This is a genomic window from Vibrio sp. ES.051, from assembly GCF_002563795.1.
Lineage (GTDB): Bacteria > Pseudomonadota > Gammaproteobacteria > Enterobacterales > Vibrionaceae > Vibrio.
The window spans coordinates 207,009-228,791 of record NZ_PDJL01000003.1 but is presented as its reverse complement, the minus strand read 5'-3'; the positions used below and the strand labels follow the sequence as shown (position 1 = coordinate 228,791).

Below are 21,783 nucleotides of genomic sequence, written 5' to 3'. Positions count from 1 at the left end.
TACTGGATTATTTAGTCATTTGTTTTTCTGCATCTGCAAGTGCTGCATCCACAGTTTGACGACCATCAACAACGTTAATGATCGCGTTCTTAGCCGCGCCCCAAAATGCGTTCATTTGAGGGATATTTGGCATGATTTCGCCGTTCATCGCATTATCCATTGTCGCTGAAATACGAGTATCTGAATCCAGTTCGCGTTGGAACGAGTTAAGCGCAACCGCACCTAAAGGCTTGTCATTGTTAACCATTCGCAAGCCATCGTTAGTGAGTAGGTAGTTCTCAATGAACTCTACTGCTAAATCTTTGTTCGGTGACGCGGTGCTGATGCCTGCGGTGAGTACACCAACAAACGGCTTAGAAGATTGGCCTTGAAACTTAGGAAGCGTTGTTACGCCATAGTTCACACCTGACTTTTCGATGTTACCCCAAGACCATGGGCCGTTAATGGTCATTGCTGCTTCACCTTGGTTAAACGCAGACTCAGAAACTGAGTAATCCATATCTGCTGAGATGACACCTTTGTCGACAAGGCCTTTTACAAAGTCCATGGCGTCTTTCACGCCCTCGTTTGCGATACCCGCATCTTTAACGTCATAACCTTCTGAAGTGTATTTAAACGCGTACCCACCATCAGCCGCCATTAGAGGCCAAGTGAAATATGGTTCTTTTAGGTTCCACATGATTGCAGACTTACCGTCTTTCTTAAGCTTTGCGTCTAACGTTGCAACTTCTTCCCACGTTTTTGGTGGATTTGGCACGAGGTCTTTATTGTAGATTAAAGATAGAGACTCAACCGCAACAGGGTAACCAATCAGTTTACCGTCGTAACGTACTGCATCCCATGCAAAATCAACGATGCCTTCTTGGATGTTTTTCGAAGGTTTGATTTCTGCTAGTAGGCCGGCTTCTGCGTAACCTCCGAAACGGTCATGGGCCCAGAATACAATATCAGGACCATCACCAGTCGCAGCAGTTTGAGGGAATTTATCTTGAAGGCCGTCTGGGTGAGCCACTGTCACTTTAATACCAGTATCTTCTTCAAACTTCTTACCCACTTCAGCAAGACCGTTATAGCCTTTGTCGCCGTTGATCCAGATAGTAAGTTGTCCTTCTTCGATGGCAGCATTAGCACCAAAAGACCCCAAAGCAACAAAAGTACCTAGTGCTAGAGCGCTTAACTTTTTCATGTTCGTATCCTTTTTATATTTTTGATGTAGGGCTAGTCCATTGAGGTTCAGCCATATTCCGACATATATCTTCTGAAATAATCCAATATGTCTCATCCTCCTAATCCCTACGCCTTTACGATTATGACGTATTTTCGTGATCTCAATCGCCAAGGGTAAGAGACTCAACTCACAAAATAGACACTTCCTGTGATCGATTTCAACTTTAGACAAGGCAATTATGTGATTTCCGACCAACTCTTTCATTACCTGTCCTTTTTTACTCCTCCCCGTCTACTCCCCCTGCAATTATTTTTATTAGGAGGATGTAGCCCTACGCACAATCTTAGAAACTGCAGTCATCCAAGAGTGGATGGTAAGAACCCTTTACCAGCAGTGCCTACAGGTTAGGAAAAGATGTGCTGGTTTTGCATTGCCAGGCGAGTGGAATGTCATTATTGGTGTTGTTAGTGGTCATTATTTCACGGGGGAGACAACACGAATGATGTGAGGGAGTGAAACTCGTATTTGGCTATTATGGGTAGCACTTCTATTTAGGACATTTTATTGAAGTGCTACCCTACTTTTCTTACTAACCATAATCACTTACCAATTTCTACTGTTACTGCTCGCTTGATAATTCATATAATGATGAGCGGTAAATAATAAAAAAATTGATCGAGGACGAGCTACATGGCGAGTGTCACGTTAAAAAATGTTTGTAAAGCGTATGGCGACGTACTGATTTCTAAAAACGTGGATCTAACAATCAACGAAGGTGAATTTGTTGTTTTCGTAGGTCCATCAGGCTGTGGTAAATCTACCCTGTTACGTTGTATTGCCGGCCTTGAAGACATTACTTCAGGTGATTTGTATATTGGTGACCAACACATGAATGACGTCGAACCATCCAAACGTGGCGTTGGTATGGTGTTCCAGTCTTACGCTCTATACCCGCACCTGAATTTATACGACAACATGTCATTTGGTCTCAAGCTAGCGAAAGCAAACAAGGCCGAAATTGATAAACGTGTTGAACAAGCATCAGAAATCCTACAGTTAGGACACTTACTTGAGCGTCAACCAAAATCGCTTTCTGGCGGCCAACGTCAGCGTGTCGCTATCGGTCGTACTCTGGTTTCCCAACCAAACGTATTTCTTTTAGATGAGCCTTTGTCTAACCTTGATGCAGCACTGCGTGTAAACATGCGTGCTCAAATCACGAAACTACAACGCCAACTTGGTTGTACCATGATCTACGTAACGCACGATCAGGTAGAAGCAATGACCATGGCAGATAAGATCGTAGTATTAGACGGTGGTAATGTATCCCAAGTAGGTAAACCTCTCGAGCTATACCACTATCCACAAAACCGTTTCGTTGCCGGTTTTATCGGTTCACCAAAAATGAACTTCATGAGTGTATTTATTGATGAAGTTGAATCAGATCGCGTGAAAGTTCAATTGTCTAACAGCGTATCATTCTGGATTCCCGTCGATGGCACGACCATTAATCGCGGTGACCGTATGTCCCTCGGTGTGCGTCCTGAGCATTTGATAAGCGCCACGGAAGCAGATGCTTCGATTCACGGCGAAGTGATGATTGTCGAGAAGCTGGGTAACGAGACTCAAGTATACCTCAACCTTGAGGGCGCAGATGCAGACGTTATCTTCCGTCAACCAGATACCTTAGCGGTTGAAGCCGGCGATAAGTTAGAAATTGGTATTCCGGCACATCGTTGTCACCTGTTCCATAGTGATGGCCGTGCATGTCGCCGACTCTACAAAGAGAACGGCCTAGACGCAGAATAAACAACTGAGTTTGTTGCTAACAGTCCCTCTCGATGGAGAGGGACTGTTTTATTTCTCTTCAACTACAGAGTGTCATAATTTGAAAGAAAATGCTCCTTCATTATTCATACTCCAATGACGAAATCCCGATAAAACCTACCCTCAACGACCCCTATACTTGATATTAAGACTTCCTCTTCAGTTCTTTTTCTAACTCCCTGCTAATCAATGCCTGTTTTGTTCTTAACTTGCCAAACTTAGCTCAAATTCTAAATTTCATGCTTATCGACAAAACTCGTTTGTTCCTCACTACGAATCATTCTCACAGAACAGGTTATTTGGGTATATAATCGAACCAAACCAACAGATAAGTGAGTACATAATGTCATCTCATCCAACTAAAATCACCTTCTTTGAGTTCCTAACGCCTTTAATCACATCTGGCAAAAAGACCATCACTATTCGCGATGAGTCAGAAAGTCACTACGTGCCAAATACAGTAGTGGAAGTCTTTACCTTGGAGACAGACCGCAAAGTCTGCGATATCAAAATCCTTTCCGTGAAACCATTAAAATTTTATGAAATCAATGAGTTTCATGCAGAACAAGAAGCAATGGAGTTACCCAAGTTAAAAAAATTGATCCGAGAAATTTACCCAAATACAGAGACGTTCTTTGTTATTGAATACGAATTGATCAAATAACACCCAACAAAGACTAGACGACTGGTCTAATTAATTCTATAGTACGCCCCATGAACGCAAAGACTAATGACACTCGCCAACACATTATCAACGTAGGATACGAATTGATCGTAACCCGAGGGTTTACGAGTGTTGGGCTTTCAGAGCTTTTAAAAACGGCCGCAGTACCCAAAGGCTCTTTTTATCATTACTTCAAATCCAAAGAACAATTCGGTGAAGCGATGATTCAAGATTACTTTACTAAGTACTTTGAACGCTTAAAAGCGCGCTTTACCAATACCGATCTCAATGGACATCAACGCTTAATGAGCTACTTTGAAGAAATGGTCAAAGTGGAAGATGATGTGTGTAATGCGAACAAGTGTTTATTGGTCAAGTTAAGCGCAGAAGTTTCAGACCTGTCGGAGTCAATGCGCCTAGCATTGCGACAAGGTGCTGATAAAACTATTCAAGCGATAGCTGATTGTATTGACGTCGGCATTCAAGACGGCTCGATTCCAAATGGTGACAGTGCTTTACTCGCAAGACAAATATACTACCTTTGGAATGGTGCGAGTTTACTTAACAAGCTGTATCAAGATCAGGCAGCATTAACACAAAGCCTGATCTATACACAACACTTGTTGCAAAACACCCGCTCTTGCCCGTAAGCATTAGTACCAATTAACACGTGTTTCACTGAGGAGAAACTCCCTTTGTAACGCCACAAAGTTCCCGCCATTATGGCGGGTCATTTTGAAATCAAATTAGACGACCGGTCTAATCAAAAGGTGAAATGAATATGACAAACCCTATCAATCGAAGAATCGTCCTCGCTTCACGTCCACATGGGGCACCAACAAAAGAAAACTTTCGCCTCGAAGAAGTAGCGAAACCTATCCCTCAAGATGGTGAAATGCTACTGAGAACGGTTTATCTGTCTTTAGACCCTTACATGCGTGGTCGTATGAGCGATGCGGAGTCATACGCTGATCCTGTCGCTGTTGATGATGTCATGGTTGGTGGCACGGTCTGCCAAGTAGAAGCATCAAACCACCCAGACTATGAAGCGGGTGAGTGGGTGCTTGCATACACAGTGGGCTGGCAAGATTACGCGATTTCCACGGGCGAAATGGTGATTAAACTTGGTAAAGAGCCACAAAACCCATCTTATGCACTAGGCGTTGCGGGTATGCCTGGCTTTACTGCATATATGGGTCTGTTAGACATCGGTCAACCAAAAGCAGGTGAAACGATTGTTGTGGCCGCCGCCACGGGCCCAGTGGGTGCAACGGTTGGTCAAATCGGCAAGATCAAAGGCTGCCACGTTGTTGGCATTGCCGGCGGTGAAGAGAAGTGCCGCTATGCAAAAGAAGTCCTTGGCTTCGATGAGTGTATTGATCACAAAGCCGATGACTTTGCTAAGCAACTGAAAAACGCTTGTGACAAAGGTATCGACATTTACTTCGAAAACGTTGGCGGCAAAGTATTTGATGCGGTACTACCCTTGCTCAATACCAATGCGCGTATCCCGCTGTGTGGCTTGGTTTCTCAATACAACGCAACTGAACTGCCGCAAGGAACAGATCACTTACCACTGTTAATGGGTAAGATACTGACTAAGAGAATTAAAATCCAAGGCTTCATTATTTTTGATGACTACGGACACCGTTACGGTGAGTTTGCTCAAGATATTAACCAATGGTTGGCAGAAGGAAAGATCCAATACCGTGAACACCTAGTAAAAGAGCTAGGTAATGCGCCAGAAGCATTTATCGGTCTGTTGGAAGGCAAGAATTTCGGCAAACTTGTAGTACAAATTAACGATCCGTTATAAGCATAAAAAAGGAATAATTAATGATTAAACTTCACCACCTCAATCAGTCTCGTTCTAAGCGCATCATCTGGTTACTTGAAGAGCTGAATGTGGATTACGAAATCGTGCCTTACGTGCGTGATAAAGTCACTTTCATGGCACCACCAGAACTAAAGAGTGTTCATCCACTGGGTAAATCGCCACTGCTAGAAGATGACGGCGAATTTGTCATTGAATCTGGTGCGATGACCGAATACCTGATTGAGAAATACAGTGACGGATCGTTCGCACCTAAACGTGGCACCAAAGCGCATACAGAATACTTACAATGGATGCATTTTGCTGAGAGTTCAGCAATTTTACCTATGCTATTGAAGATTTTCGTGAGCAAAGAATCAAATGAGACCCAGTTTCTATCAGGCTATGCAGACAAAGAAGCGATGAACGTGCTGGGTTACTTTGAGCAATCATTAGAAGGCAAAACTTACTTGGTAGAAGAGCGCCTAACGGGTGCAGACATTATGATGTCTTTCATTGTTGAGTTGGTTCATAAATTTGGTTTAGCTACCCACTTCCCTAACATTGTACGTTATGGAAAACAACTTGAGACGCACCCTGCGTTTGGAAAAGCTGAACAGATTGAAGTGAAGTACGCTTAATATTTTCGTCCCTTTGGTAGTGCATTTAAATGGCATCAAAGGGACGTTATTCATTCAGACACTACTGACTTTTTGCTACCGCTTTAATCAGTACAGAGGTATCCATACGGCCAAGACCGTCGCGCTGAAGGTCAGCGTATTGCTCGTCCACTTTCTTCGTTAAAGGAAGATCAAGGCCTACACGTTCTGCTTCTTTCAAACAAAAACCCAGATCTTTGCGCATCCAATCAATCGCGAAACCGAAATCAAACTGGTCTTGCGCCATGGTCAGGGCACGGTTTTCCATTTGCCATGAACCTGCTGCGCCATGCTTTAGCGTCTCGACGACTTGTTCAATGTCTAAACCCGACTTTTGCGCCAATAATAATGCTTCACTCAGACCTTGTAAGACTCCACCAATACAGATCTGGTTAACCATTTTACAGCGCTGACCCTGACCGTTTTCACCCAATCGCGTAATTTGCTTTGCGTAAACATCCATCACCGGTGCAACGCGCTCGAAGACGCTTGGCTCACCGCCACACATGATGGTTAGGACACCGTTTTCAGCGCCCGCTTGACCACCGGACACTGGCGCATCAATGAAGTGATTACCGTACTTAATACAAGCTTCAGCAAGCTCAACTGCCAAGTCTGAAGATGTCGTGGTGTGATCAACGAACGTCGCCCCTGCTTTTAACCCCACAAGGAGACCTTCTTCTCCATAAACAACGCTACGCACATCATCATCGTTGCCGACACAGGTAAAGACGATATCACAACCTTCTGCTGCTTCTCGCGGCGTCTCGCACGCAATGCCGTTGTACTCTGCAGCCCATTTATCAGCCTTGGCTTTTGTGCGGTTGTAAACTTTCGTTTCATGCCCCGCTTTACTCAAATATCCCGCCATAGGGTAGCCCATCACCCCTAAACCGATAAACGCTACTCGTTGTTTTTCCATTGCACGTTTCCCTTATTCGCCGAACTGAATTCTTTAGTAACATGTTACTAAAGAATTCAAAACATTACTTGTGATTTATCCTTCACTCAGCATGCGATATTCTTGTTTGTAGCAGCGCCGCAGCATGCAGCATCGCATCTTTGGTACTGACATCCAGTATCTTGATCTTTCTGAAACGCTCTGGCTCTTTAATCGCCACATCATGAGCAAAAATAACAAACTTCGCTTTGGTGAGATCTTTTTCTGTAATCCGGTTGATAACGCCATTCGCACCCTGCGTTTCAACTTTAATTTTAATGCCAAGCGCGCACGCCGCTTTTTCCAAAGACTTAGCGGCTAAGAACGTATGCGCTACGCCAGAAGGACAAGACGTCACCGCTAAGATATCGGCTTCTCCCTCGCCATGTACAGACGTGTATATCTGAGAGTCACCCGTATAATCTTTATCTTCTGTGACGGTTTTCTTCAATGCGATCACAATCAGAGCTGTTGTCACAGAACCCGCAACCGTACCGATAATGTAGCCAATTTTACCATCAACGACGGGTAACACTATCCAGCCCCCCCACGGCGCATGGTTTATAACCTGGAACATAAAGCCAATCACGTTCCCGACCACACCACCAGCCACAATAGCCGGAAGCACACGAGCAGGGTCGCCTGCGGCAAAAGGAATGGCACCTTCACTAATACCAATCATCCCCATGATGCCCGCCGCTTTGCCAGCTTCGCGTTCATCACGTTTAAATTTACTTGGTGCCAACAACGTCGCGAGCGCCATACCTAATGGTGGCGTACAAATCGCAATGCCCACCCCGCCCATTAACCATGGTTGAGTATTCACCTGAGTTTGAGCGAACAACGTCGCGACTTTGTTAATAGGGCCACCCATATCAAACGCGGTCATTGCCCCGAGCACCGTACCGAGCATCACTTTGCCCGAGCCCGCCATTCCAGTAAGCACCCCGTTCATGGCCGTCATCGCGTCTGCGATTGGCGCCCCAATCACCCACATGACTGCGCCACAGGTAACAAACGTGCCCACCAGCGGATAGATGAAAATAGAACCAAGCGAACTCATACTGTCTGGCAACTGAATTTTCTTCAGCAGCCAAACCACAAATCCGGCAAAAAAGCCGACCACGATCGCCCCCAAGAAGCCGGTATTGTAATGACTGACGGCAATCCAAGAGCCGATCATGCCTGGTGCGAGCCCCGGCTTATCGGCGATCGAATAAGCAATGTAACCACCAAGTACCGCCGTAAACAGCGTCAGGCCCGCCATTCCCATCTGGGCGATATCGGCCAGAATGCCCTCTTGTGGCACACCGCCATGGCCAGAAATCATCACGGATAACGACAATAAAACACCACCAGCGACAATGAATGGGATCATGTGTGACGTCCCAAATAATAAGTGTTCCTTAGTTCGCGCAAGTCTCTGCGCCCACGGGCTTAAGGGTTCTGAATTAAGGACAAATGGACTTGGCTGAAACTCCACTGAGTGAGGTTGAATATCGATGAGCATCTCAAGCGCTTCTTCTTGCGACCTCGCTGCTTTCAATTTTTCGACAAAGCCCTCTTCGATAATTTTCGAGGAAATTTGTGCCAAGACTTCAATATGGTGGTGGTCATCCCCATCTGGCGAAGCCAACATAAAAAACACATCAGACAGCTCACCATCATCTGCGCCATAATCAATCCCATTACGGCTTATCCCGACAGCAACAGCAGGCTTGGCTACCGCACTACTTTTGGCGTGTGGAATCGCAATGCCATCATCAAACCCTGTATTACCGATCTCTTCCCGCTTCCAGATGTCTGCCAAAAATTGGTTTTGATCATTAAGCTTTCCGGTTGCGTCGAGCATATCAACCAGCTCTTTAAGCGCTTCTTCTTTGGTTTGAGCTTTTAAATCTAGACAGATTGTTTCCAGCTCAATCAGGGTTGTGATATCCATTGTTGTACCTTCTAATATTCACGCTCGAATATACCCCCTACTGAGCTTGAGACATAGGCTCCCGTTGGGCAAACTTGCTTGGGTTGTGTCCATTATTGATCATTTATTTGGGCATAGATTAATCAGTACCTTCCTTTTGATATATAGGACTAAAAATGCATTAACTGGATTAATGTAACATGAGAGACAAACTGTGATAGAGCTCTTGCGTTTATCCGGTATAGATCAATTCAATCGACTCTCGCTGTGCTAGTATCCACAAAAAATAGAATGGATAGAACATGAAAATCGTAGCGGTGACAGCATGCCCTACAGGCATCGCTCATACTTATATGGCAGCAGATGCTTTAATAAAAACAGCCCCAAAACATAAGGTGCACATTAAAGTCGAAACGCAAGGTGCGATGGGGATTGAAAATCCGCTCACGCCTCATGATATCGCCCAAGCAGACAGAGTCTTAATTGTGTCCGATATCGAGATTGAACAACCAGCCCGGTTCGAAGGTACACATAAAATTCAAATCCCAATTGAAGATGTATTGCTCAACGTGGACAAAGTGTTTCTCGTTCACTGCCGCGATTAAATTTGCTGATGAACGAATACCAAATCACTTTTTTTGTCGACCATGCTAACGCGAGTGCGCATGTGGCTCAGCCGCTTAATCGTGTGGCAAAAAAATTCAAAAGCACCTTACATATCATTAATATAACGCAAAATCGTATTGCAGATCTCACCAAGTCCGTGGCAGTCTTGCAAGTAGGGTTGCGACAAGGCGATCTGTGTCAAATTACCGCCATCGGCATTGATGCAGAGCTGGCCTGTTTTGTTATCAAAGACATCATTGCCGAACACTTCACTGTGGTTGGCTCTCAAATCAACTACGAGTTTTCTAGCCAACTGGTAGAGCGTTTACCGCAAATTTGTCCCCCTTGCGACATCAAGTGGCATTACGCCAAAGCGCACACCGAACTCACAAAATTTGAGTGTTTGAAAGGGTTAGCTCAACTGATCCACCCCATCCATCCTGACGAACTGATCCTAGCTTTCATTAAACGAGAGGAACGCTCCTCGACTTGCGTCACTCCGGGAATCGCCCTACCTCATGTTATGTTTGCCGGAATCGACCATATTTCCGTCGCCGTCATCGCCAACGAAAAACCAATGGACTGGGCATCCAAAATGGGAAATGTGCATCTCGCGATAGCACTGGTGATGCCAGAAAAACCAACTCGCGAACAGATCATCGCCGCTACCAACCTCACCCGAAACCTGCTTACTGACCAAATGGCAGAACGTTTGCTGCTAACAAAATGCAGTGTCGACTTACAGGCTCTGTTGATGTATGCCATGTCGAGACTGATGGCATAAAGCGTGAAAAATAAAGCCTTAAATTGAGCCGCGATACTCCGTGGGTGTTCTGCCCGTGCGGCTCTTAAATACCCGACAGAAATAGTTCACATCTTTAAACCCACAACGCACCGAGACTTCATTCAGTTTGAAGTTGTATTTCTTCAGCATAAACTTCGCACGATCCACCCTTACCCAAGTAATGTAATCGGCCAACGTCATATGACCTTGCTGACGAAAAAGGCGCGATAAATGGTTTGAAGAGATACTGAACCTCGACGCAATGCTGTCTCGCGTAATTGGACGGTGAAAGTTCTCCTGAATATAGATACAAATGCCTTGATAGAGATCTTGCACACGATTATGCGATTGCTGCTCGATGGGTGTATCTAACATCGACTTCGCGTATTGCAGTAGCGCTTGTAGTAATAATTCATCCATCGGCTTCTTGGTGTTCTCACGAGCCAACGCACTGAGCGCCTCTAAAATATTATCAATAGCAAATCCTGAACGGGTTTGAATGCTGTGCTTCTGGATGTCGTAAAAGCTGGCTTCACCTTTGCGTTTACTCACCAAGCTAAACCCAAGCTGTCGACGTCCAAATAGAATACTGACAACAGAGCAATTCGTATCCCAATCTGGCTTATTCCAACAGTTTGGCGGAATAAATATCGCATCACCTTTTTTAGCAACGATATGGGTGACCTTCCTATCATGACTTTCCATTTCATTAATATATTCACCATCGAGTACTAATTCTAAACGAGGAAAATTCACTTGATAGCTAAATTCAGGTGGTGAATGGAAATCTCCAGCAAACCAAATATTATGAAATGGCTCTCTTTCATGTAGTACTACTGAAATTAAATCATGGAAAATCATTTACAACACTCTAACTATGCATGATGGTTACTATTGGCTAACGGTATACACTGGACCAGTATTTTTCGCTATTGAGTCTAGTCACACTTCCGAACAAATGATACAAAAATCCAGATAACGCACCAATTCTCTAGTTAAGTAGAGACCAAAAACTTATCTAAGCCAATTAAAAATAAGATAAAAATAAATCTACCTTTGTAATCAACGGTCATTTACGATGTCACAGATATGCAGTTAATCTGATCCCTCAAACGATCTAAATCACACTATAGTTAGAGCGTTACAATCCTCCAGCAAATGCATTTTTTCTTCACTACAGTCTCTTTCAAGCTGATTTCAAAATAGCCCTTAAATAAAAAGTGTTTTTATAAGGGTTCGCCAATGATCACCAAACTAATAAATGAAAACTTAATCAAGCTTGATCTTCAAGCGACTTCAAAAGAAGACGTATTTAAAGAACTGGTTGCCGTTCTCCATTCCCAAGGCCGTATTTCTGATCAACAACAATTTTTAGTCGATATAAATGCACGCGAAGAATTAGGTAATACCGGATTTGAAGATGGCGTTGCAATACCACACGCAAAGAGCGCTGCCGTGATTGAACCCGCGGTAGTGATCGGCGTGAGCAAATCGGGGATCGAGTACGGCGCAGAAGATGGGTTGCCTTCCAAGCTGTTCTTCATGATCGCATCACCAGACGGTGGCGATAACCATCACATTGAAGTGCTTGCTGAACTTTCCTCCAAACTGATTGAAGACGGCTTTATCGACGCGTTCTTAAGCGCACCAAACAGCGCAGCAGCACTGGCAATACTGCTCGCAGAACCAGCGCCGCAACCTGCAATGAATAGAGAAGAAAACCAAGGTTTTATCATTGGTGTGACAGGCTGTCCTGCGGGGGTTGCCCACACATACTTAGCAGCTGAAGCGCTAGAAAAAGGGGCGGCGGCTATGGGTTATGACATCAAGGTGGAAACCAATGGCTCAATCGGGGTGAAAAACAGCCCAACGGCAGAAGACATCGAGCGTGCTGATGCCATCATAGTTGCATGTGATAAACAAGTCGACATGAGCCGTTTCGCGGGCAAGCGTGTGGTCAAGACCAACGTAAAAGCTCCAATCCGCGACGCAAAAAAGCTGATTAATGAGGCGTTAAGCGCACCAACCTATCAAGCTGAAGCAAACAGCACCGTTCAAACTTCGGTTGCCAACAAAGCATCTCAAGCTCGTTCAGACCTATACCGTTATCTGATGAACGGTGTATCTCACATGATCCCATTCGTAGTCACGGGTGGTCTATTGATTGCCCTTGCACTCGCTGTAGGTGGAGAGCCAAGTGAAGCAGGCATGGCCATTCCAGAAGGCAGCATGTGGACCCAAATCCTCAATGTGGGTGTGGTGGCCTTTACTCTGATGATCCCAATTTTAGCGGGCTATATTGCTTACGCGATTGCTGACCGCCCAGCCCTGACTCCGGGCTTGATCGGGGGTTGGATTGCCAATAATGGCTCTTTCTACGGCGCAGAAGCCGGGACTGGATTTATCGGTGCCATCATCGCCGGTTTATTAGTGGGTTACTTCGTGAAGTGGATTACGTCGATTAACTACCACAAATTCATTCGGCCTTTAGTGCCCATCATAATTGCGCCAATCACCGGCTCCCTGTTCATCGCAGGTCTGTTTATCTTTGTTATCGGCGCGCCAATCGCAAGCCTCATGGACGGTTTAACCGCACTACTAACCAGCATGAGTACCGGTAACGTGGTGCTGTTAGGTATTGTCCTTGGGGGGATGGCTGGTTTCGATATGGGTGGTCCATTCAACAAAGTCGCGTTCCTCTTTTCAGTGGGCATGATCGCCAACGGTCAAACTCAGTTCATGGGGGCAATGGCATGTGCCATTCCTGTTGCTCCGCTGGGTATGGCGCTAGCAACCGTACTTGGTCGTAAGTTTAACCTGTTTGAAGCATCAGAAACCGAAGCAGGTAAAGCCGCTGGAGCAATGGGTTTGGTGGGTATTTCTGAAGGTGCCATCCCATTTGCTGCGCAAGACCCAATGTCAGTGATTCCAGCAAACGTACTTGGCTCAATGGTTGCTGCAGTCATGGCATTCTCATTCGGCATCACCAACAGCGTAGCGCACGGTGGCCCCGTAGTCGCTCTGTTAGGCGCGATGAACCATCCAGCTCTTGCTCTAATTTGTATGGCGGCAGGTGCTGTGGTTACCGCAGTAACGTGCGTGACTCTGAAGAAAGTGCGTCAAGCAAAAATGCAGCAAGCAGCAGCTTAATCTCTTCTTTCACTACTCCAATGGCTTGAGCAATGTCGCCCAAGCCATGATTTTCTTTCATGGTGATACTCTATGTCTGATTTAACTCTCTCCGATACACAAACGATGCAAACCCAAGCTGCGCATCCGATGTTTTTTCTGATGAACAACGTAATTCAAAACTACGCTTGGGGCAGTACGACTTCCGTTAGCCAACTGTTTGGTATTGAAAATCCAGCGGACGAGCCGCAAGCAGAACTTTGGATGGGCGCGCATCCGAATGGCTGCTCTATGGTGATGGCCAACTGTAAAGAAACCAAACTCTCTGAACTGATTGCCCAAGACGTGAACGCCTTCCTGAATGAAGAAGTCGCAACACGTTTTGGTGAACTTCCCTACCTATTTAAAATACTAGCCGCAGAAAAAGCGCTCTCGATTCAAGTGCACCCAAACAAACAGCAAGCAGAGTTGGGGTTTTCGCTAGAAGAAAAACAGGGCATTCCTCTAACGGCCGCGAACCGTAACTACAAAGATCCAAACCACAAACCAGAGCTGGTTTATGCGCTGACTGAATACCAAGCCATGAATGGCTTCCGCCCGATAAGCGAAATCATCAGTTTCTTCTCTGAGCTTGCGATTCCTGAGTTACATGGCTTAGTGGACGACCTTATCACCAACCAAACACCAACAAGTTTAGCGACATTTTTCTCTGGTTTGTTGTCTCTCAAAGGCGCACAAAAAGAGATGGCACTCACCGTGTTATTAGCTCAAGCTCGTCTCACTGACTTACCACTGTTCAATCTGATTTTGGCATTGGAAAAACAATATCCAGGCGACATCGGTTTGTTTGCACCACTGCTGCTTAACGTAATTACGTTGCAACCGGGCGAAGCGATGTTCTTGGATGCAGAAACGCCACACGCATACTTACAAGGCACAGGTCTTGAGATCATGGCGAATTCCGACAACGTTCTGCGCGCAGGTTTAACCCAAAAATACATGGATGTGGAAGAGTTGGTTGCGTGCACGCGCTTCGATGAAAAACCATTCGATAGCCTTCTGCTCGAACCTATAGAAAACGATGGAATATTAGAATACCCAATTCCCGTCGACGATTTCAAATTCGCGCTGATACCGCACGCCAACAAGCGCACGCTTAATGCACAAAGCGCAGAAATCCTATTGCCGCTAGACTCCACACTCGTGCTTACACACGCAAATGGTGAAACGTGTGTAGTGGACAAAGGCCAGTCTGTTTTCATCCCAGCTTATGCCAAACAATACACCTTGAATTGCGAAGGTCGTGTAGCGCGGGCTTATAGTTGATTCAAGTTGAAAAAACGCCTCGCAATTTAAGCGAGGCGTTTTCTTTTCATTAGAGTGATTTTTGTGGCGGTGATAATTAATTAAATATTTGCGGCATCAAACAAGAATTAATCTCGCTGTTGTTGTAGTTCAAGGTATCCAGTAATTCACCTTGTACAGTCAGGTTCTTAATTCCCATGTACCGCATATCAGATTCGGTGTAATACCAACCATTCGCGAGCGTTGAACGTTGACATGTATTAGTTCTCGTATGCCCATAAACGGTAATATTTGGGTCCACTCCTACTTTGTTGTAGAACTCTGCCTCTTTAATTCGTAAGCGAGTGAGATAGCGATAAAACTGTTTTTCGAATTGTGAAGGAACCGATTGATCCCACATCTCGTCACTCTGATTAGCGCCACCATGCCACCCAATAAGCGCATCTTTTCCAATCACCACACTTTTCGCCGCAGGCAATATGTAACTCGCGCAAGCAGAAAAACACAATTGGCTGACGACCACATCCATATCGTTGTTTTTTATGAAGTGACCAAACTCGATCCCGACGCCAATATCACCACCACTACTGGTAATGCGCAATGTTGTCACTTTCTGGTCACTATCATTCACCATTCTTATGGCTTCGAGCACGGCATCCCCGGTAATCATGCCGTCGTACACCAACGTATTGCCTGTAATGGTTAATGTGTTTTGTGTCGGGAAAACCATTTTTTGAGTCGCGCACCCAGATAATAAAATAGCGGCGGATATTAAACCGACTTTAAACTTCATCCTTAAACTCCAATACAAACCACTCACTTCGTACTTCATTAAAACGTTCTACACTCTTTAAGCTTGAAGGAATGGTTATCGAGATATTCATACCTTAAACCACATCTATTGTAGTGATAAAAAAACCATTCAACTCAAGAACCTAAAAACCAAGTGATTAATTACGACAAGTTTCACGCTTTAAATAGAGGTAGTTTTTATAAAAACTCTACGGGAATAATCTACAGCATTTAAGTAATCAATATTTATAATGGATCAGCAGAAAAATAAACAAAATCAATAGAAATAATATTGATGAATCAGAATGATATACGCTGCGCTGTCACCATTTTTTAGAGCCATAAAGTCACCCTATCGAATAAGACCGCATCCGCTTTATACAGCTGCAGCAAACAGAAAAGTAAATTTCCGAGAAAATGACGTCGGCTTATGCCAGAATATGTTCCCTCACTCAACAAGTCTGTAATGTAATGAACTACCAAGCTGCTATTTTTGATATGGATGGCTTGCTTCTTGATACTGAGCGCGTCTGTATGCGTGTTTTTAAAGAAGCGTGTGAAGAACAAGACCTACCATTTTATGATGATGTCTACTTATCAATTATTGGCCGTAATGCGGCGGGTATTGAGACGATTTTCCGTAAAGCCTATGGCGAGAACCTTGAGCGTTTACATCAAGAATGGCGCACTCGTTACAACGCAGTGGTAAAACACCAAGCCATCCCAGTCAAAGAAGGAGTGGTAGAGCTTTTAGAATGGCTAAAAGCTCAAGGTTTACCCATCGCGGTAGCGACTTCTACAGAAAAAGAAGTGGCGAAGATCAAACTGGAATTCGCGGGCTTGAGTAAATACGTCGACAACCTAACGACAGGTTGTGAAGTGAGCCATGGTAAACCAGCCCCAGAAATTTATTTATTAGCGGCAGACCGTCTAGGCGTAGAACCAAGTCAGTGTTTGGCTTTTGAAGATTCCAATAATGGGGTTCGCGCAGCGATCGCAGCGAACATGATCACCTATCAAATCCCTGATTTGGTCGAACCTTGTGAAGAAGTGCGCCAATTTGGTCATGCGATTGTGCCTTCATTGCATGATGTGTTAAATACGTTGAAACAAACGTGCTAACCCTCAACCTTCTTACAGAAAGCTCAGTCACTGACTGAGCTTTTTTCTCTCCCTACTAGTAGTCAGAAGGGACATGATTCTACGAACATTACTTTTTTGGCTTCTGTTGGACACCGCTATTATTACCCCCTGCACTTTGTTCTTTGTTCTTTGTTCTCTGTTCTGTTCGATACAACTCACGCTGCGGTGTGAAATAAGATCCCTGAGTGATCAAATAATACAATCAATCAGTACAACGTTATGATTTCTTAACTTTGTAATAAAGCGTCAATTTTCCGGTTGAAGCACGTTTTTAAAGCGAGATTTGACTGATAATGAGAACTATTGGATGATATTAATCCAAGTCAGACCAAAATACATAATGGAGAGTGTTATATGTCTTTACGTTTATTAGCTGCAACCTTCGCACTTGTGGGAATGAGTTTTGGCGCACAAGCTAATGCCGAGTGTGAAGTCTCGTTGGATGCTAACGATATGATGCAATTTTCTACTAAAACGCTTAGCGTGCCAGCCACTTGTGAAGAAGTAAAACTGACGCTAAACCACACTGGCAAAATGCCGGCACAATCTATGGGTCATAACGTAGTGATCGCAGACACTGCCAACCTTCAAGCGGTAGGCACTGATGGAATGGCCGCAGGTGCAGAAAACAACTACGTGAAGCCAAACGACGATCGTGTTTATGCTTACACAAAAGTGATTGGCGGTGGAGAAAGCACAAGCATCACCTTCAGCACAGAAAAAATGAACGCGGGCGATGATTACTCATTCTTCTGTTCATTCCCTGGACACTGGGCAGTCATGCAGGGTAAGTTTGAATTCAAATAAGAACGTAAGTCGATTTCTGGTAAACCGTTACTAAGAGAAAAGCTTTCGCCAAGCCAGTCAGTAAGTGACTGGCTTTATTTTTATTAGGCCATTTTTAGCTTAACTGCTCGCACAAGCTTAGTTGATTCTAATGTTCGTTACACTGACATGAATTTGAAGTAGAGCAACACAGGATCAGTGCATTATTTACACCATATAATCAACGGAATTTCAGCATGTTAAATATGGATTTTTCTCAAAGAATTGTTGTCGACACAGATAAGCAAGATTGGGTTTCCAGCCCTGCTACTGGGGTTTGGCGTAAACCATTGGAGAGAGAAGCAAAAGAGTCCGGATACACCACCAGCGTCGTGAAGTATGAACCTCACTCACAATTCACGACCCACTCTCACCCGTTTGGCGAAGAAATATTGGTATTGGAAGGTGTCTTTTCTGATGAAAATGGTGACTACCCAGCGGGGACTTATTTGCGTAATCCTCCGGGTAGCCAACATGCGCCCTTTAGTAGAGAAGGTTGTGTAATCTTGGTCAAGCTCAACCAGTTCGCACCTCATGATCTTGAAACAGTGTGCATCAAGACTAATAAAGCTCAATGGCTGCCCGGTATTGGCGGATTGCAAGTAATGCCACTGCATAACTTTGAACACGAGCACGTTGCGCTAGTGAAATGGCCGAAGGGTGAGAAGTTTCAACCGCATCGTCACTTTGGTGGCGAAGAGATCTTTGTCTTACTTGGAGAATTTAAAGACGAGAACGGAAGCTATTCAAAACATACTTGGGTACGAAACCCACATCAGAGCGAACACTTTCCTTATGTTGAGGAAGAAACGGTCATTTGGGTAAAAACTGGGCATCTGCCAATAGACTAAGCCTTAAGCGTTGCTTAACCGGCTCACATACACGAGCCGGTAATTATTGCGTCACTAAGCACTCATGATTTTTGAATGGAGCCAATCTTTTAGCTCTGCTCGATTGAGTTTTAACACGTTCATTTCATGGTCATCAATCGGATTTCCTTGCAGTTCTAGTACGCGGATTTTCTTATCTAACGCATTATAGTTTTTAACGGTTTCAGCAAATGACGCATCGTTTTCTGTGAGCTGAGTGATGGTATCCAAATGTTCCGGAAATTCATGAGTTAATGAGTGATTTTCACCTAACATAGAGACCTCTTGGCTAGCGTTGTTAATGTATATCTCCGCTCTTTTTTCGAGCGACACATTATTAACCATAGCACTTCATTGAGCACTATATCGTCGATTTGAGCACACTTTTACTGAACGCTTTCAAGTGTCTTCCTTCTCTTTAGCATGCGGTATGCTCACTTCTCACCACTCTATTTTGGTCAATTATCGACTACATTTAATACTCTCCTTACAAAAAGGCACAAGGCAAATCCAATGAATAGCATAAAAATGGGCTTAATCAGTGCAGCAGTGACCGTCGCACTTATTGGCTGTAATTCAGACAGTGATTCTGTCAGTACCATGACACCGGTGACGTTATCTGTATCCGATGCCCCTGTTGACGACCTATCTAAAGTGGTGATCACATATAACAAAGTCGCGTTTCTTCCCATTGATGTTGATGAAGGCACACCACAAATATTCAATGTGTATAAAACCGATGATGAAGGCAACTGGGTAGATGAAAATGGCAATCCTCTTGCAGCAAACGAAAAACCATTACCTTTAAGCGTTAACTTACTCAACTTTCAAGGCAGTGATGCACAAGATCTCATTGATGATGAAGCAATACCCATTGGCAACTACAAGCTTTGCGTATTTGCTCACGATGGCGCCCACCCCAATTACCCGTCTTACGTCGTTGATGAAGCGACAGGGAACCAGATTCCCTTGACAGTGAAAGGCGATGGTGCATGTCCACAAGGCGTCGGAAAAGAACCGAACACCGGCGTACTGTTCTTTAACGACACTTTTGCGGTTAATCCGGACAATAATGAATTCGTGGTTGAGTTTGACCTACGTCGAGGGTTAAAAGACGGGACAAGTCAAAACGAGGGATACAGCATTCAACGCACTTCCGTCACTTTGATTAATACCGTCACAACAGGTGAGATTGAGGGGGACGTGACAACCTTAAACTACCAAAACTGTGAAACCGATACACTAAGTAATAATGGGTATGTACACGCCGTTTACTTGTATGCTGGAAATATCTTAAAAGACAATATGGGGCCGCTTGCTGGTGTAGAAGGTCAAGAGATGCCGATTGCTGCAGCCAATGTCGTTCTTGATATTGATGATACGAATTACGAATATGAATTTGGTTTTGTGCAGCCCGGCACTTACTCTGTGGGCTATACCTGTACCGCAAACGACGATGCTGAAGAAGGCATTGTCGCAGACGAAACCTTTAGCATTTATAAATCGACGAGCGGGCTAAACGTAACGGCTGGTTCACAAACTAACGCAAATTTCTAGCTCTGAATGTACAGACCGAGTCAATATTGGCTCGGTCTGTACATAGCGTTCATTTAACCAACCCTTTCTTGATGCTTAAAAAGCAGACTTTCTATCTGAATAACGCCTCAAACCCAGCTAACGGTAAAAGATCTCACCTTTATCGACATCTAGATAAATTTTGTTTTCTTGTTCCAACCCACCACAGTAAATAAAGTAAACATTACGTTGGTTATAGGTGACAGAGCGAACCCAGCCACCGAGCTCTTCAAAGTCACTCGGATCGCAGGTTTCGTCATTTAGCAACTGTTGTGTTTTAATACGGAAGATATCCAAGTGGACTCTCAAATCATCCGACTTCTGTAAATAGCCATCAAGTATTTCTAACCGTTCCTGCTCCTTGATGACAGGCTCTGCGTCAGAGAGTCCTTCGGCATTGAGCCATTCTGCCGTTTCTTGTCCCCCTTCTTTGTAGACAAGATAACCTGAAATACGATACCAGCCTTTGACTTTTTCTAGCACCGATACTTTTTCTCCCTTATACAAAGTATCGACAACCAAAGCATTGTCATCTGGTTTATTGTGAGCGTTGATTCGACGTTTGATAACATAATATTCCGTCACTTCAGGTGGCTCGGGATCCAAATCCACAATGGGCTTTAACGGCCGTTCCTGTTCTACTGGTGCGTTTTCCTCTTGAGTGGCCGCAGGCTCTTCTGCTGCATCTTTCTGCATAAATAAGAAGTAATAACCCGCGCCGATACCACTGAGTAACAAAATGACCACCACTGCGGTGAGAATTTTTTTCATTTTTTTCCTTTGTATTCTTTATGCTTATCTCGCTAAGAACAATCATGCCGCGGTTATTTGGGTATATACTCAAAAAGGATCAGTTAACTTACGCGAGCGATAATGATCAACAAACTCAATTGGATACTGCTGTTTCTTTTGTTCCCTACTTTAGGGTATGCCAATATTCAATGTACCGAATCGTCATGGAATGACAATCTTACCCAATTCAATCGTTTAGAGTCCAATTACAATAAACATGTTAAAGTATTCAATACACTTTTAGCCGATCATAATCAGCGCCAGTTATTGTCACAAATATTTTCACTGCATGAACTCGTTTTGCTTTGGCGTTCCCAATCCAACAAAAACGTATTTCAAAGCCAATTAAAAGCATCAATTCAATATCGCGAGGAGCTAACAGACACAGCCAACGAACTGATCACATTCAGTACTCAATCGAAGTGGTCTGCGAATAGCTGGAAGAAACTCGCTCAAAAATGCCTCGAGTCAAATGAGGTTGCGATCACCAATCAGATCAGCGCAGAGTGGTACCACACGAACGCTCTGCAATTGGCAGATGATTATACCCGCCTCTCTTCGCAGTATTTGGCACTAGCTCAACAATACGACAAAGAAGCTCGTGCTTTGCAGTATGCACAAGATGTGTCGAAATAAGCCCAGTCGCAGAAGCAATATCTTCTAAAAGTGTCTCCAGAGTGAAACTCCGGTATCATACTTTCACTTCAGCATTGGACGCAATTCGTACTTTTAAGTCAGATTTATACTCGCTCAGTTTAGTATGTAAAAATTGAGACGATTCCTTTTAACAAACTTGACTAAACCATAACCAAGCCAGCTAACTTATAGAGACATAGGTCACAATAATGCTTTACTTATGGACAATTTTTGGTTAGGTTAGCCATTCATAAAATTTAATAAAAAGTCACATTTGGCTGGAGATGATACTATAACAATGGTTATCAATCGATTAAGTTACAGGGATTGTCCTA

The 21,783-nt window shown here is 44.2% G+C and carries 21 protein-coding genes; 14 read left to right on the top strand and 7 right to left on the bottom strand.

The features are described from left to right. Positions 1–7: 7 nt before the first annotated feature. A complete protein-coding gene (malE, locus tag ATG66_RS01730) occupies positions 8–1,186 on the bottom strand; it encodes a maltose/maltodextrin ABC transporter substrate-binding protein MalE (RefSeq protein WP_098413690.1) in 1,179 nt (392 codons plus the stop codon). Positions 1,187–1,858: 672 nt separating this feature from the next. Here malE and malK point away from each other — a divergent pair. From malK to ATG66_RS01705, 5 genes are all read left to right on the top strand, one after another. After that, the gene (malK, locus tag ATG66_RS01725; protein WP_098413689.1) at positions 1,859–2,977 is read left to right on the top strand and encodes a maltose/maltodextrin ABC transporter ATP-binding protein MalK; all 1,119 of its coding nucleotides are present in this window, start codon (positions 1,859–1,861) and stop codon (positions 2,975–2,977) included. A 361-nt stretch (positions 2,978–3,338) separates the two neighbouring features. Further along, positions 3,339–3,659 carry a N(4)-acetylcytidine aminohydrolase gene (gene yqfB, locus ATG66_RS01720; RefSeq protein WP_098413688.1) on the top strand — a complete coding sequence of 107 codons (321 nt, stop codon included), beginning with the start codon at positions 3,339–3,341 and terminating at the stop codon, positions 3,657–3,659. A 50-nt stretch (positions 3,660–3,709) separates the two neighbouring features. Next, positions 3,710–4,309, top strand: a complete 600-nt coding sequence (locus ATG66_RS01715) for a TetR/AcrR family transcriptional regulator (RefSeq protein ID WP_098413687.1) — start codon at positions 3,710–3,712, stop codon at positions 4,307–4,309. A 131-nt stretch (positions 4,310–4,440) separates the two neighbouring features. Further along, positions 4,441–5,475, top strand: a complete 1,035-nt coding sequence (locus ATG66_RS01710) for an NADP-dependent oxidoreductase (RefSeq protein WP_098413686.1) — start codon at positions 4,441–4,443, stop codon at positions 5,473–5,475. A 20-nt stretch (positions 5,476–5,495) separates the two neighbouring features. Further along, the gene (locus ATG66_RS01705; protein ID WP_098413685.1) at positions 5,496–6,113 is read left to right on the top strand and encodes a glutathione S-transferase family protein; all 618 of its coding nucleotides are present in this window, start codon (positions 5,496–5,498) and stop codon (positions 6,111–6,113) included. 61 nt (positions 6,114–6,174) lie between these two features. Here ATG66_RS01705 and ATG66_RS01700 read toward each other — a convergent pair whose 3' ends face one another. Continuing rightward, entirely contained in the window at positions 6,175–7,053 is an 879-nt protein-coding gene (locus tag ATG66_RS01700; RefSeq protein ID WP_098413684.1) for an NAD(P)-dependent oxidoreductase, read from the bottom strand. An 82-nt stretch (positions 7,054–7,135) separates the two neighbouring features. Beyond that, positions 7,136–9,013: a fructose-specific PTS transporter subunit EIIC gene (locus ATG66_RS01695; protein ID WP_098413683.1), complete on the bottom strand. Its 1,878-nt coding sequence runs from the start codon at positions 9,011–9,013 to the stop codon at positions 7,136–7,138. Between the two features lie 281 nt (positions 9,014–9,294). Between ATG66_RS01695 and ATG66_RS01690 the strand changes: the two genes are divergently transcribed. Both ATG66_RS01690 and ATG66_RS01685 read left to right on the top strand, forming a co-directional pair. Further along, positions 9,295–9,597, top strand: a complete 303-nt coding sequence (locus ATG66_RS01690) for a PTS fructose transporter subunit IIB (protein ID WP_098413682.1) — start codon at positions 9,295–9,297, stop codon at positions 9,595–9,597. An 8-nt stretch (positions 9,598–9,605) separates the two neighbouring features. Then, positions 9,606–10,382, top strand: a complete 777-nt coding sequence (locus ATG66_RS01685) for a PTS sugar transporter subunit IIA (RefSeq protein WP_098413681.1) — start codon at positions 9,606–9,608, stop codon at positions 10,380–10,382. An 18-nt stretch (positions 10,383–10,400) separates the two neighbouring features. Here ATG66_RS01685 and ATG66_RS01680 read toward each other — a convergent pair whose 3' ends face one another. Continuing rightward, on the bottom strand, positions 10,401–11,243 hold the full coding sequence (locus ATG66_RS01680) for a helix-turn-helix transcriptional regulator (RefSeq protein ID WP_098413680.1): 843 nt from the start codon (positions 11,241–11,243) through the stop codon (positions 10,401–10,403). Positions 11,244–11,624: 381 nt separating this feature from the next. Between ATG66_RS01680 and ATG66_RS01675 the strand changes: the two genes are divergently transcribed. Next, the gene (locus ATG66_RS01675) at positions 11,625–13,532 is read left to right on the top strand and encodes a fructose-specific PTS transporter subunit EIIC (protein WP_098413679.1); all 1,908 of its coding nucleotides are present in this window, start codon (positions 11,625–11,627) and stop codon (positions 13,530–13,532) included. Between the two features lie 72 nt (positions 13,533–13,604). Then, positions 13,605–14,837, top strand: a complete 1,233-nt coding sequence (gene manA / locus ATG66_RS01670) for a mannose-6-phosphate isomerase, class I (RefSeq protein WP_098413678.1) — start codon at positions 13,605–13,607, stop codon at positions 14,835–14,837. A gap of 76 nt (positions 14,838–14,913) precedes the next feature. Here the strand turns inward: manA and ATG66_RS01665 are convergent, their stop codons facing one another. Beyond that, entirely contained in the window at positions 14,914–15,609 is a 696-nt protein-coding gene (locus tag ATG66_RS01665; RefSeq protein WP_179885568.1) for a hypothetical protein, read from the bottom strand. Between the two features lie 470 nt (positions 15,610–16,079). Between ATG66_RS01665 and ATG66_RS01660 the strand changes: the two genes are divergently transcribed. The 3 genes from ATG66_RS01660 to ATG66_RS01650 all read left to right on the top strand — a co-directional run bounded on the left by ATG66_RS01660 (position 16,080) and on the right by ATG66_RS01650 (position 18,427). After that, positions 16,080–16,730 (top strand): HAD family hydrolase, encoded by a 651-nt coding sequence (locus tag ATG66_RS01660; protein ID WP_098413676.1) that lies wholly within the window; start codon positions 16,080–16,082, stop codon positions 16,728–16,730. A gap of 375 nt (positions 16,731–17,105) precedes the next feature. Continuing rightward, complete coding sequence (gene azu, locus ATG66_RS01655) at positions 17,106–17,558, top strand: azurin (RefSeq protein WP_098413675.1); 453 nt, start codon at positions 17,106–17,108, stop codon at positions 17,556–17,558. A gap of 215 nt (positions 17,559–17,773) precedes the next feature. Beyond that, positions 17,774–18,427, top strand: coding sequence for a cupin domain-containing protein (locus ATG66_RS01650; RefSeq protein ID WP_098413674.1), 654 nt, complete (start codon positions 17,774–17,776; stop codon positions 18,425–18,427). Positions 18,428–18,481: 54 nt separating this feature from the next. Here ATG66_RS01650 and ATG66_RS01645 read toward each other — a convergent pair whose 3' ends face one another. Next, positions 18,482–18,721 carry a YdcH family protein gene (locus ATG66_RS01645; protein WP_098414489.1) on the bottom strand — a complete coding sequence of 80 codons (240 nt, stop codon included), beginning with the start codon at positions 18,719–18,721 and terminating at the stop codon, positions 18,482–18,484. A 237-nt stretch (positions 18,722–18,958) separates the two neighbouring features. Between ATG66_RS01645 and ATG66_RS01640 the strand changes: the two genes are divergently transcribed. Continuing rightward, a complete protein-coding gene (locus ATG66_RS01640; protein WP_179885567.1) occupies positions 18,959–20,002 on the top strand; it encodes a DUF4382 domain-containing protein in 1,044 nt (347 codons plus the stop codon). Between the two features lie 117 nt (positions 20,003–20,119). Here the strand turns inward: ATG66_RS01640 and ATG66_RS01635 are convergent, their stop codons facing one another. After that, positions 20,120–20,791, bottom strand: coding sequence for an SH3 domain-containing protein (locus ATG66_RS01635; protein WP_098413672.1), 672 nt, complete (start codon positions 20,789–20,791; stop codon positions 20,120–20,122). 102 nt (positions 20,792–20,893) lie between these two features. On the opposite strand from ATG66_RS01635, the gene ATG66_RS01630 reads away from it, so the two are divergent. Beyond that, entirely contained in the window at positions 20,894–21,448 is a 555-nt protein-coding gene (locus tag ATG66_RS01630; protein ID WP_098413671.1) for an ATPase, read from the top strand. Positions 21,449–21,783: the final 335 nt, after the last annotated feature.